Annotated in this window: 4 protein-coding genes; 2 read left to right on the top strand and 2 right to left on the bottom strand. The window is 73.3% G+C overall.

From position 1 onward, the window contains the following. Nucleotides 1-29: 29 nt before the first annotated feature. Together ACFZBP_RS10610 and ACFZBP_RS10605 are read right to left on the bottom strand one after the other, a co-directional pair. Nucleotides 30-3107: an amino acid adenylation domain-containing protein gene (locus ACFZBP_RS10610; RefSeq protein ID WP_391411789.1), complete on the bottom strand. Its 3078-nt coding sequence runs from the start codon at nt 3105-3107 to the stop codon at nt 30-32. A 3-nt stretch (nt 3108-3110) separates the two neighbouring features. Next, nucleotides 3111-3374 (bottom strand): phosphopantetheine-binding protein, encoded by a 264-nt coding sequence (locus ACFZBP_RS10605; RefSeq protein WP_383460907.1) that lies wholly within the window; start codon nt 3372-3374, stop codon nt 3111-3113. A gap of 349 nt (nt 3375-3723) precedes the next feature. On the opposite strand from ACFZBP_RS10605, the gene ACFZBP_RS10600 reads away from it, so the two are divergent. Both ACFZBP_RS10600 and ACFZBP_RS10595 read left to right on the top strand, forming a co-directional pair. After that, nucleotides 3724-6927, top strand: coding sequence for an amino acid adenylation domain-containing protein (locus tag ACFZBP_RS10600; protein WP_391411787.1), 3204 nt, complete (start codon nt 3724-3726; stop codon nt 6925-6927). Nucleotides 6928-6948: 21 nt separating this feature from the next. Continuing rightward, entirely contained in the window at nt 6949-13977 is a 7029-nt protein-coding gene (locus tag ACFZBP_RS10595) for an amino acid adenylation domain-containing protein (protein ID WP_391411785.1), read from the top strand. Nucleotides 13978-13997: the final 20 nt, after the last annotated feature.

The following is a 13997-nucleotide window of genomic DNA, read 5'->3' as shown; positions in this document are numbered from 1 at the left end:
GTCCGTTCCCCCGGACCGGACTCGTGGGGTCATGACCGCGCCGGGCGCTCGTCGAGCGCGGCGGCCAGCCGCCTGGGGGTGGAGTTGCGGAAGACGTCCCGCAGACGGACGTCGGGGAAGTTCGCCTCGCGCAGCGCGCTGATGAGCAGGACCGCCTGCACCGATGTGCCGCCGAGGTCGAAGAAGTTGTCGTCCGCGCCGACGGGCACACCGAGGACCTCCTGCCAGGTCGCGGCCATGGCCGCCCAGGGGCCGTCGGCTTCAGCCGGCCGCGTGTCCCGGTCGACGGTGGGCACGGTCGGCGCGGGATCGGGCAGCCGGGCGGCGTCCAGCTTGCCGTTCGGGGTCAGCGGCAGTTCGGGCACCGAGGTGAGGGTGGCGGGCAGGGCATGGCCGGGAAGCCGGTCGGCAAGCCGGTGCCGGATGTCGTCGAGCGCCTCCGGACTGTCGGTGACGACATACGCGTCCACGCGTGCGGTGTCCGGTCCGCCGGGGGTGCGCACCACACAGGCGGCGGCCCGCACGCGCGCATCCTCCAGCAGGGAGTGCCGGATCTCGCCGGGCTCGATGCGGTGTCCGCGGATCTTGACCTGTTCGTCGAGCCGGCCCAGGTACTCCAGCCGTCCGTCGGGCAGGAAGCGGCCCAGGTCGCCGCTGCGGTAGAGGCGCCGGCCGGGCAGGACCGGCAGTCCGTCCAGGAACCGCTCGGCGTTCAGCTCCGGCCGGTCCAGGTACCCCTGGGCGACACCGGCACCGCCGACGTAGATCTCCCCGGGCACACCCGGGGGGACCGGGCGTCCGCGACCGTCCAGGACGTGGATGTCCCAGCCGGGGACGGGCCGTCCGATGGAGCGGCTGCCGCGCAGTGCCTCGGCGCGGTCGACGGTGTGCCAGGTGCAGAAGACGGTGGTCTCCGTGATCCCGTACATGTTCACGGCGCGACAGACGTCCTCGGGATAGCGGTCCATCCAGGGCAGCAGGATGCCGCGGTCCAGGGCCTCGCCGCCGAAGATGAGCAGCCGTACCGCGAGGTCGCCGTCCTGGAAGGCGCGGGTGTTCACCAGTTGGGCGAACGCGGACGGCGTCTGGTTGAGGACGGTCACGCCCTCGGCGCACAGCAGGGCGTGGAAGGCCTCGGCGTCACGGGAGACGTCGTAGGGGACGACGACGAGCCGGCCGCCGCTCAGCAGGCAGCCCCAGATCTCCCAGACGGAGAAGTCGAAGGCCAGGGAATGGAAGTACGACCAGACGTCGTCCGGCCCGGGTGCGTACTCCTGCCGCGTGGCGGCGAGCAGCGCGACCACGTTGCGGTGGCTGACCAGGACGCCCTTGGGCCGGCCGGTGGACCCGGAGGTGTGGATCACGTAGGCCGTGGCGTCGGGGGGTACGGACGGCAGTGTCCGGTTCGGATTCTCGGGCTCGGCGTCCACCGGGACCACGCGCGGCCCCTGCGTCCCGGACAGCAGTCCCTCCTGGGTGACCACGGTGCGCAGGCCGGTGTCCTCGACGACGAAGGCGAGACGCTGCGGCGGATAGTCCGGGTCGAGGGGCACGTAGGCCGCTCCGGCGCGCAGCACGGCGAGGACGGCTGTCACCTGGCCGCTGCCGCGGTCCAGGCAGACGCCGACCCGGTCGCCGGGCCGTACCCCGGCCTCGCCGAGCGCGAGGGCCAGGGCCCTGGAGCGCGCATCGAGTTCGCGGTAGGTGAGGCGGTCCGTGCCGCAGACGACGGCGATGCGGTCGGCGACGGCGGCGGCCTGCTGTTCGAACAGCTCGGTGAGGGTACGGGCGGGTACGTCGAGCTGCGCGCCGCGCCCGGTGTCGAGCCCTGCGAGCACCTCCGGACCGGGCAGCGTGTCCACGCCACCGAGCAGCCGCTCCGGCGTCTGCGTGAACTCGCCGAGCACGTGGAGCAGTTGCCGGAAGAAGAGGGCGGCGGCCGAGTCGTCGACCAGGGCGCGCTGGTGCCGCAGCAGCATCCGGATCCCGCCCTGCCGGTCGGGCTGCTGGTAGAGACCGACCGTGAGCGGGAAGTGGGCCGTGCCGAGTCCCTGGTCCTGCTGCGGTACGGCGGTCAGCTCGCCGTCGGACAGGTGCGGCAGGGCGTCGATGGCTGCCAGCACCACCTGTGGCGTGGTGCCGGCGGACGAGGGCCAGACGGCGGACAGGGGCACGTCCGCCTCGCGGTACGCCCGTATACCGCGCCGGTGCACGGCGCGCAGGAAGTCCGGCACGGTGGTCGCGTCGTCGAGGCGGACGGGCACCGGGGTGGTGGTGTTGAAGTACCCGACCGTGGTGGCGTGGGCGGCGGGGCGGCGGGAGACGGTGGTACCGACGACCGGCCGGGAGCAGCCGGAGTTGCGGCCGATGACGAACCCCGCGGCGGCCAGCACCACCGAGTGGGCCGTGATGCCGAGGCCGGCGCTCAGCCGCCGGATGCCCTCGTGCAGAGCGGCGGGAATGACGGCCTCGGCGACTCCGCCGGCCGGCTCGTCCTGGGGCGGGGGGCCGTCCGGGGCGGCCCAGTCCAGGGAGGGCGCGCTGTCCGCGGCGGCGAGTTCGGCGCGGATCGCGGCCGCGTCGGCGGTGCGGGCGCTCTGCCGGTCGCGGGCGGTCGCGGCCCAGTCGGAGAAGGCGGGACCGGACGCGCCGGGCTCGTCGGTCAGCAGCCCGCGGGCGATCAGCGCCAAGGAGTGCCCGTCGACGACCAAGTGGTGCGCCACGAGCAGGAGGTCGGCGGTGTCCGGCCGGTACTGGAGCAGGACGACGCGCAGCAGCGGGCCATCGGTCAGGTCCAGCGGGACCCGCAGTTCGTCGCGCACCCGTTGCCGGGCCGCCGTACCGTCCGGGTCGGTGTCGAGCGTGACGCACAGCAGCTGCGGGCGGTCCGGCACCTCCTCGAGTAACCAGGAGGCTCCGTCCTGGACCACCCTGACGGCGAGCACGGGGTGGGCGGCGGAGAGTCGCTCCAGTCTCCGGGCGATGCGTTCGCCGTCGACGGGACCGGCGATCCGGTAGACCGCGTTCACGAGATACGTGGCGGGATCGTCGGTGGCGTGGTCGGCGGTGTAGAGGTCGATCTGGTTGGGTGCCAGTTCCCAGCCCATGGGTCAGCTCCCCGGGGTGTCGGTGGTGAGCAGACGGGCTATCGCCGCGGCCCCGTTCGCCTCGAGCACGTCGAGGTACTCGACCTCACGCCCCGTCAGTTCGTACAGACGGGTGGTCAGCAGGACCGCGCGGAACGAGTCGCCACCGTTCTCCAGAAATCCGGTGCCGGTATCGGCATCGGGGCCCAGGATCTCGCTCCAAAGCCTCTCCGCCAGGTCCGCGGCCTCACCGGCGGAGGCTCCAGGCGGGTGTAAATTCGATTCCACTGAAGAAGTCCCCCGAATTCCATTGGTCCGAATTCTTCGCCACGCGCGTACGGTGACGGATAATTTCCCGGGCCGGCCAGGCGCCTGTCGCTGGGTCGCCGCCTCAACTGCCCATAATCTCAAGGACCTACAGATTGAATGCCCGGGCCACGCTACAGTGCCACCCATCAGTGATCAATGTGACGCGCGTCACATAGTCAATGTCCCATTGCATGCAGAAATCAGCCCATGTGCCCCAGGGGAAGTCAATCGATCTTCTTCCTTGACACCGGAAAACGGACCTTCCTAGGGTGGCTCCGTTAATTCGGCACACGGATTTGAGGCGGGGGCTATCCGAATGTCTGGCGACGTGGATTTAGAGAATGCGATCGGTCCGGCCAGTGCTGAACAGACGCGATTCTTCCTGCTCGACCAACAGGGCGGCCGGGCGACCCTTCTCCATCACATCCGCGTCGACGGACCGGTCGACCCCGACCGTCTGACGGCGGCCGTCCGGTCGGTCGTCGTCGCGCAGCCCGCGCTGCGGACGTCCCTGCACCCCACCGCCGACGGACTGTTGCGGCGCCTGCACACCGCCGCAGAGGTCGACATCGCGACCGACCGGACCGCGGACGACACGGCGCTGGCGGCGCGCCTCGCCGAGACCGGTGCCCCGTTCGTCCACGGACAGGGTCCGCTGTGCCGGATCCGTGTCGTCGTCACCGGGGACGGCGCCCACTGCCTGGTGGGGATCCATCACGCGGTCTTCGACGAGGAGTCGGCCGCCGTCCTGCTGCGGCTGCTCGCCGACGCCTACGCCGGCACACCGCCACGCAAGGCCGACGACCGCAGACCGGCACCGGCCGCCCACCGCGTCGCGGCGCTGGAGGCCTTCTGGTCCAGGGAACTCGACAACTGCCCCGCGCACACCGCACTGCCCCGGATCGCGTCCGCCGAACCGCCCGGCCATGCCACGGTGACCCTGCCCATCCCGGCGACGCTCAGCGCGGCGCTGCACCGGCGCGCCCGGGCGACGGGAGCGACCGTGTTCGCCCAACTCCTCGCCGCCGTAGGAGTGGTGGCCGGGTGGTACGGCGGCAGCGACGACATCGTGCTCGCCACCGTCGCCACCACCCGCACCAAGGCCGACCAGGACGTCATCGGCTGTCTCCAGAACACCCTGCCGGTCCGCCTCCGGCTGGCCGGGGCCGACACCTCGTCCGTGTGCGACCTCGCCGCCGACGCCCTCTTCGACGCGCTGGACCACGCAGAGCTGCCCGTGGAGGACATCCTGCGGGTGAGCCGCGCCGAGCGCACCCCGGGACACAAACCCCTGACCGGCATCATCTGCACCCAGGCGTCCGCGCCCGCCGAGGTCACCGCGAGCGGCCTGGTCTGGCAGCTCACCCCACCTTCCATGGCGGCGGGGGAGTACCCGCTCGCGGTGACCCTGCACCGGGCCCCCGACGGCGGCGACCGTCTGAGCGTCGAGTACGACCGCTCCCAACTCCCCACGAGCGCCGCCGCGTCATTCGCCGAGCACCTGTTACGCGCCCTGCGCGCCCTCACCACCGAACCGGCCGTCCCACTCACCCGGCTGCGGCTGACCGGCGAGGACCACCCCAGGATCGGCACAGGCGCCGACGAGGGCCACCCGGGGACCGGCACCGGCGCGGGGGCGAGCGACCCCGCAGCCGTCACGAAGGTCCGCGCGGAACCGCATCCGAAGACCCCCCGGGCCGTGGTCGACCACGTCGCCGAGCACGCCCGGCACACCCCCGAGGCAACCGCGCTCCTGGCCGGCGCCACGCAGTTCGGCTACGCCGAACTGGACCACCGGGTCGGGCAGCTGGCCGCCGCCCTGATCGAGGCGGGGGTACGGCCCGGTGACCGGGTGGCCGTGCGGCTGGCGCGCACCCCCGATCTGCTGGTGGCACTGCTCGCGGTCTGGCGGGCGGGCGCCGCCTATGTGCCGCTCGACCCCGACTACCCCACCGGCCGGCTCCGGCTGATGATCGAGGACGCCCAGCCGTCCGCGCTCATCGGTACACCGATACCCGGCACCGAGCCCGGGGCCGCGGCACCGGTCGTCCTCGCACCGGACGCGGCGGCCCCGATACCCGAGCGATGGCCGCGGATCCGCCCCGAGGACCCCGCCTACGTCATCTACACGTCAGGGTCGACCGGCAGGCCCAAGGGCGTGATCGTCCGCCACGAGAACCTGTCCGCGCTCTTCGCCGCCTTCGACCGGGAGTTGAACGGCCCGCCCGCGGTCACCGTCGCGGCCACCAGCGTCTCCTTCGACATCAGCGCACTGGAGCTGTACTGGCCGCTCACCGCAGGCCGCGCCGTCCTTCTCACCGGGCACCGCGAGGTCGCCGGGCAGGACATACCCACCGGTGCCCTCTACCAGTGCACGCCCACCGTGGCGCGGATCCTGGCCGACGACCCGAACGGGCGCCGTCTGCTGGGCCGGCTCGGCACCCTGCTGGTGGGCGGTGAACAACTCCCGCGCGACCTGGCCGACCGGCTGGACGCACTGGTCCCCGGCGAGGTGCTCAACTGCTACGGCCCGACCGAGACCACGGTGTGGTCGACCGTCTGGCGCGTACGGCCGGGCGTACCCGTGCACATCGGCCGCCCCCTGACGGGTGAGGAGTGCCTGGTGGTCGATCCCCACGATCGGCCGCTGCCACCCGGCGTGCCGGGCCGACTGCTGGTCCTCGGAGCGGGCGTCGGCTCCGGCTACTGGCGGCGGCCCGACCTGACCGCCGACCGGTTCCGGGAGTACGACGGCCGCGCCGGGTACGACACCGGCGATCTCGCGGTTCTCGACCCCGAGCACGGCCTGCGATTCCTCGGCCGTGCCGACGGCCAGGTGAAGATCCTCGGGCAACGGATCGAACTCGCTGAGATCGAGAGCGTGCTGCGCACCCATCCGGCCGTCCGCGACGCCCTCGTCATCGTCGCCTCCGACGGCGCCACGGTCACCGCGTGTCTCGTCCCCGCGAGCGGCGCCCCCGACCCGGGCGCCCCCGTGCCGGTGCCACCGGAGCAGGCGGAGGAGATACGGCGGTACGCGGCCGCCTCCCTCGTGCCGGCGATGGTGCCCGCCGGGTGGCTCCTCGTCGGGGAACTGCCCCAGCTGCCCAACGGCAAGCTGGACCGGGCCACCGCGGGCCGCTGGGTCGCGCACGCGATGTCCTCCCGGCCCGGCCCGCCGGACGCGGAGCCCGCCGGGCGGGCCCTCGACGCCGTGCGCCGGGCCTGGGAACGCGTCCTCGGTGCTCCCGTCGCCGACCTGGACACCACCTTCTTCGATCTCGGCGGCACCTCCGCCGGACTCCTGCGGGTGCTCGTCCTGCTGGCAGACCGGTATCCGGACCTGACCGCCGCCGAACTCTTCCGTCACACCACCGTCCGCGGCCTGGCCCGGCGGCTCGACGCCCCACCGGGCGGCACGAACACCCCGGACGCCCGCCCGGCCCGGCCACCCGCCCGGGGCGCCTCCCGGGCCAGGGCCCTGGGCGAATGGCGCCGACGGACCGAACGATCCCAGCAGCGGCATCCGTGACGACGAAGGGGCGATGATTCAGTGAGCACCCATCAGGCGGGCCATGCGCAGGCACCGATGGCCGACCTGCCGCCGACCGCCGTCGCGGCCACACCGCACCAGCAGCGGCTCTACGTCGCCCATGAGCTGACACCGGATCACACAGCCCACGAGCTGCGGTTGACCGTCATCTTCGAGGGCACCACCGACACCGCGCGGCTGCGGTCCGCCGTGGCCGAGTGCGTCCGGCGCCACGACGCGCTGCGCACCCGCTTCACCTTCGAGGGCACCACTCTGGTGCAGTCGGCGCCCAGCGAACCGCCGTCGTCGTGGGCGCGGCCGGACGCCGCCTTCGACCCGGAGCGGGGACCGCTGCTGCGGGCCGCCGTGGAACCCGCCGGCCGCACCGGCCTCCGGCTGACGCTGACCCTGCATCGCCTGGTCGCCGACGAACGCTCCTTGGACCTTCTCCTCGACGACCTCCTGGCCGCCTGGCAGGCCCAGCACGGTCCGCGCGCGACACACCTGCCCGCCTCGCCCGCACCGCAGTTCACCGAGTACGCCGCGGCCGCGGTGGACGGCCCCGCCGCCGCGGCCACCGACGCCGATAACCTCTCATCGCCGCGGCTTCCGAGCGTCCTTCACGGCCGGGCCGCCACCCACCGGTTGCGCTTTCCGGAGGCGGCCCTCACGGGCCTGCGTGACCTTTGTGCCGCGGCCGGCGCCCGCCTCGACGACGGGCTGACCGCCCTGTTGGCCCTGCTGGTCGCCCGGTACGCGGACACCGACGACGTCCTTCTCGCCACGGTCCGCGACGAGCGCGGGACCGCGTTCGCCTCCGCCGTCGGCCCGTTCACCACTCCCTCGACCGTCCACGCGGACCTGACCGGGAACCCGGACTTCCCCACCGTACTCGGACGGCTCAGGCACCTTGCCCCTCGCGGTGCCGGGGCCGACTGGTGGGACGAACAGCCCCCGCTCCCTGTCGCGTTCGAGTCGCGCGCGAGGCACACCGGCGTGCGGGAGCTGCCGGACGGGGTCGTCGTCACCCGCCAGGAAACTCCCGCCCCGCACCCCCACGCGCTGCGGCTGACCGTCACGCCGGACGGAGAGGCACGCTTCGACGCCGCCTGGCCCCACTGGCTGACCGAGCAGTTCGCCCGGCACTACGCCCAGCTCCTCACCGAGGTCGTTCGGAGCCCGGGCGACCCGGTGCACACCCTCGCGGTGCCCGCCGCCGGGCAGGCGGCCCACGCGGCACCGGAGGCGAGCGAGGAGACCGTCCTCGACCGGTTCGCCCGTCACGCCGCCGACCGGCCCGACGCCGTCGCGGTCCGCCACGGCAGGGAACAGCTCACCTACGCCGAGCTCGACCGGCGCTCCAACCGGCTCGCCCGGCACCTGCGGCAGCTCGGCGTGGGCCCCGAGGTCCTGGTCGGCCTGAGCGCCGAACGCTCGCCGGACCTGGTCGTGGCGATCCTCGGCATCCACAAGGCCGGCGGTGCCTACGTCCCGCTGGACCCGACGTACCCGGACGCCCGGCTGTCCTTCATCGTGCGGGACACTGCGCTGACCCATGTACTGGTCGACGGGCGGCCGGGCGCCTGGCTCGACGACTTCACCGGCACCGTGGTCTCGCTCCGGGACGACGCGGCCGTCATCGCCGCGCACCCGGCCGAGACCCCGGACCACCGGGTCCACCCGGACGACCTGGCGTACGTCATCCACACCTCCGGTTCCACGGGAGAACCCAAGGGCACTCTCGTCCCGCACCGCAATGTCGCCCGGCTGTTCACCTCGACCGGGCACTGGTTCGGGTTCGGCCCCGACGACGTCTGGACGCTGTTCCACTCCTACGCCTTCGACTTCTCGGTGTGGGAGCTGTGGGGTGCCCTGGCTCACGGCGGCCGGCTCGTCGTCGTCCCGTACGAGACCAGCCGGGACCCAGGTGCGTTTCTGCGGCTGCTGGCCGCCGAAGGTGTCACCGTCCTCAACCAGACCCCGTCGGCGTTCGCCCTGCTGATGCGCGAGGAGGACCGCGCGGACGTCGCCGTACCGGACCTCAGATACGTGGTGTTCGGCGGCGAGGCGCTGGAGCCGAGAACGCTGCGCCCGTGGTTCGCACGGCATCCCGACGGACCGCGCCTGGTGAACATGTACGGCATCACCGAGACGACCGTCCATGTCACCTACCGGCCGATCTCGCCGCAGGACGCCGAGGAGGGCACCGGCAGCGTCATCGGCGTCGCCATCCCGGACCTCGCGCTGGACGTCCTCGACCACCGGGGCCGCCCCGTGCCCGACGGGGTCACCGGCGAGCTGTACGTGCGCGGTGCCGGACTCGCCCGTGGCTACCTCGGGCGCCCGGAGCTGACCGCGGCCCGCTTCGTCACACTGCCCGGCGGCCGCGCCTATCGCACCGGCGACCTGGTACGGCGGGCGCCCGGCGGGGAGTTGGAGTACTGCGGCCGGGCCGACGACCAGATGAAGATCCGGGGCTTCCGGATCGAGCCCGGGGAGGTGGAGGCGGCACTCGTCGGGCATCCGGACGTACGGGAGGCCCTGGTGTCCGCCGTCGACGACGGCCGGGACGGCGGCCCGCGGCTCGTCGCCCACGTCGTCTCCGAGCGGGCCGGCCTGGCCGCGGCAGAGCTGCGGGACCACCTCCTCGACGCGCTGCCTCCCCACATGGTCCCGGCCGCCTTCGTGGTGCTCGACCGCTTCCCGCTGACCGTCAACGGCAAGGTCGACAGGCGCCGACTGCCCGCTCCGTCCCGCGCGGCGGACACGCCGGTCACCGCGTCGGCCAACCGGCCGGAAGAAATCCTCGTCCAGGTCTGGAGCGAGGTCCTCGGCCATGAGCGGGTGGGCACCGACGAGAACTACTTCCTGCTGGGCGGCGACTCGATCCGCACCATCGCCCTGCTCAGCCGGGCCCGGGAGAGAGGGCTGGACTTCCGGCTCCAGGACCTCCTGAAGTACCAGACCATCCGGGACCTGGCCCCGCACACCTCCCTCGTCGCCCCCGGCAGCGGGGGCACCCGGTACCGCCCGCTGTCACTGCTGACCGCCGAGGACCGGGCCGCGCTGCCCGCCGACGTCGAGGACGCCTTCCCGCTCTCCCAGCTGCAGGCCGGCATGCTCTACCACAGCGGGCTTGACGCGGCCGAGCGGATCTACCACAACGTCTGCGGGTACCACATCCGGGCCGCCTGGTCCGAGGACGCCTGGCGCACCGCCGTGGACTCGATGGTGGCCGACCACCAGATCCTGCGGGCCTCCTTCCACCTGGAGGATTTCGGCGAACCGCTCCAGCTGGTGCACCACCGCGTCACGGCCCCGGTCTCCTTCGAGGATCTGCGCCATCTGGACGAGGCCGGCCGACGTGCCGTCCTGGACGAGCGGTTCGCAGCCGAGAAGCGGACCCCGTTCTCCTGGGAGCAGGCCCCGCTGATCCGGTTCCACGTGCAGCGGCTGACCGACCACACCTTCCAGCTGTGGGTCACCGAACACCACGCGATCCTCGACGGCTGGAGCGAACGCTCGCTGATCACCGAGCTGTTCGACCGCTATCTGCGGTGCGTCGACGGCTCCCGGACATCCGAGGTGGTCTTCCCCGAACCGCCCGCGGCCCGGTTCGGCGCGTTCGTCGCGGAGGAACGCGCCGCCGTGGCCGACGAGGAGCACCGCGCCTTCTGGGTGGAGCACCTGGCCGACTGCGCGTTCACGGCGCTGCCCCGGCTGCGGCCCGCGACGGGGCGGCCCGACATGCGCATCGTCCCCGTGGAGTTGCCGCACGACGAGGCGTCGGCACTGACCGAGTGCGCCGAACGGCTCGGGGTGCCCGTGCGTACCCTTCTGCTCGCCGCCCACCTGCGCGTGGTCTCCCTGCTCACCGGAAACCCGGACGTCGTCACCGGCGTCGTCTACAACGGCCGTACCGAGGACCGCGACGGCGACCGGGTGCTGGGCATGTTCCTCAACACCCTGCCGTTGCGGACCCGGCTGACCGGAGGCACCTGGGACGACCTGGTGACCGCCGTCAACTGCACCGACATCGCCGTACAGCCGCACCGCCGCTTCCCCATGCCGGAGATCAAGCGGGCCGTCGGCGGCCGGGAGCTGTTCGAGAGCTTCTTCAACTTCACCCGCTTCCACGTCTACCGCTCGGTCCTGGACAGGGCGGCCGAACTGGAGGTGCTCGACGAGCGGCGCGTCACCAACACCAGCATCCCGTTCGGCGCCGAGTTCTCCCAGGACCTCACCTCGGCCGCGGTGCGACTGCATCTGCGCTACGACGCCGACCGGTTCACCGACGAGCAGGTGGCCGAGATCGGCGGCTACTACCGGCGGACGCTCACCGCGCTGGCCACCGCTCCCGGGGACCGGTACGAACACACCGTGCTGCTCTCGGAGGCGGAACTGCGCCGACTCGACCGGTGGCACGGCGAAACCGTCCCCCGGGACGGCAACCGCCTCTTCCCGGCGCTGTTCGAGGACCGGGTGCGGGAACGGCCCCACGCACCGGCCGTCGTCGACGGACGCGCCACGATCGGCTACGCGGAGCTGAACTCCCGGGCCAACCGGCTGGCCCGGGAACTGCTCGCCCGCGGATCCGGCCCCGGCCGCATCGTCGCGCTCGCCCTGCCCCGCTCCGCCGAGCTGCTCGTGGCCCTGGTGGCGGTGCTGAAGACCGGCGCCGCCTATCTGCCTGTCGACCCGCACTACCCGCGGGAGCGGATCGCTCTGCTGTTGACGGACGCCCGGCCGACGCTCCTGGTGACCACCGCCGGGACGGACCGTGCGCTGCCCGCGGCCGGCGTCCCGCGGCTTCTCCTGGACGACCCCGGGGTCGACCAGGCACGCCGGCCCGACGGCGATGTCACCGACGCCGAGCGCCCGCGCCCGCTGAGCCCGGCGGACCCGGCGTACGTCATCTACACGTCCGGGTCCACCGGGCGGCCCAAGGGCGTGGTCGTCTCCCACGCCAACATGACCGATCTGCTGGCCTGGTTGGGCGGCTTCATCGGCACGGAGGCGCTCGCGCAGGTGCAGGCCACCACCTCGGTCAGCTTCGACGTCTCCGTCTTCGAGGTCTTCGGCCCGCTCGCCACGGGCGGCACCGTCCGCATCCACCGGGATCTGCTCGCCCTGGCGGAGGAGGAGACCCTGGCGGCCGGCCCGGTCACCGCGCCGGCCCTGGTCAGCGGGGTCCCCTCGGTCTTCGCCGACCTGGTCCGACGCCTGGACCCGGCGGTCACGGCGGGAACGGTGGTGCTGGCCGGCGAACAGCTGGGCGCCGCGGTCGCGAACGAGATCGCGGCGGCGTTCCCCGGCGCACGCGTCGTCAACATCTACGGCCCCACCGAGGTTCCCGTCTACGCCGCCGGCTGGCTCGGCGGCGGCCCCTTCGACCAGTCACCCCCGGTGGGCCGCCCGTCCTGGAACACCCGCGGCTACGTTCTCGACCAGGGACTGTGCCCGGTCCCCGTGGGCGTGCCGGGCGAGCTGTATCTGGGCGGGCCGGGCCTGGCCACCGGATATCTCGGCCGGCCCTCGCTGACCGCGGAACGCTTCGTCGCCGACCCGCACGGCGAGCCGGGGGCCCGGATGTACCGCACGGGGGACCTCGTGCGCTGGCTGCCGGACGGCAACCTGGAGTTCCTCGGGCGGCTGGACGACCAGGTCAAGATCAACGGCTTCCGGATCGAGCTCGGCGAGGTGGAGGCGGCACTCGTCCGCCACCCCCATGTCGCCCAGGCGGCCGTCGTGGTCCGTGAGGACCGGCCCGGTGACCGCAGGCTGGTCGGCTACGTCGCCCTGGAACCCGGAGCCGCGGCCGACGGCCTGGAGCCCGGGCTGGCGCTGCGCCGCCACGTCGAGGGCACACTGCCCCGGCACATGGTGCCGATGGTCGTCATCCTGCCGGCCCTGCCCCGCACCCCCAACGGCAAGCTGGACCGGCGGGCGCTGCCCGCGCCGGACGCCGGCAGCACGGCGGGCCGCGAGGAGCGGCCGCCCGCCACCGCCCTGGAGAAGGAGCTGGCCGCCCTCTTCGGCGAGGTCCTGGGCACGGACGGGCCGGGCGGCCGGCCCGGTGCGCACGACAGCTTCTTCGACCTCGGCGGTCACTCGCTCCTCGCCTTCCGGCTGCTGGGGCTGCTGCGCTCCCGATTCGGGGCCCGGTTCGGCATCGACACGCTGTTCCGCGTCCCGACCGTGGCCGGTCTGGCCGCCCTCCTCGACGGTCCGGCGCCGACGGCCGACCCGGACGGGGCGCTGGACGTGCTGATCCCGCTGCGGCCACAGGGCCACCGGGAGCCGCTGTTCTGCTTCCACCCCGGTGTCGGGCTGGGCTGGGTGTACTCGGGGCTGCTGCGCCACCTGGATGCCGAGCGCCCGGTCTACGGCCTCCAGTCCCGCGGGCTGGACGACCCGGCCGCCCTGATCCCGGACCTGGCCGCGATGGCCCGGGACCATGTGGCACAGCTGCGCTCCGTCCAACCCCAGGGCCCCTACCACCTGTTGGGCTGGTCCATGGGCGGCATCCTCGCCCACGAGGCGGCCCGGTTGCTGCGTGCCGAGGGCGAGGAGGTCGCGCTGCTGGCGCTGCTCGACTCCTATCCCCGGCGTCCGGACGCCCGCCCGGTGGACTACGACCAGCCCGAGGCCCTCGCGGAGGTGCTGCACTCGCTCGGTATCCGGTACCCGGACGGCGCGCCGCCGCTCGACCCGGCGGCGGCCCTGCGCGTCCTGGCGGAGCACGGCAGCCCGCTCGGCACGCTGTCGAGCGATCAGCTGGCCTCGGTGGCCGAGGTGTTCACCAACAACCTCAACGCGCAGCGGCGGCACGACTCCCGGGCCGTCGACGTGGACGTGCTGTTCTTCGAGGCGATGGAGGACAAGGCGCCGGATCCCGAGCGGCCGGGCGACTGGGCGCCGTACACGAGCGGACGGATCGAGAGCCATCCGATCGCCTGCCGGCACGGTGACATGCTCGCCCCTGGCCCCCTCACCGAGATCGCCGCCGTGCTCGCCCGGCGCCTGGACGGCCCGGACCACATCGCGTGAGCGATCCCGCCGGCATCCTG

Origin of the sequence: Streptomyces sp. NPDC008086 (genome assembly GCF_042957325.1) — a bacterium.
Taxonomy (GTDB): domain Bacteria; phylum Actinomycetota; class Actinomycetes; order Streptomycetales; family Streptomycetaceae; genus Streptomyces.
This window is presented reverse-complemented; position numbering and strand designations above follow the sequence as displayed.

What these genes read in the sequence shown, in the direction of transcription:
- ACFZBP_RS10610 (WP_391411789.1), bottom strand. Translation starts at nt 3,107, where the DNA reads ATGGGCTGGGAACTGGCACCCAACCAGATCGACCTCTACACCGCCGAC.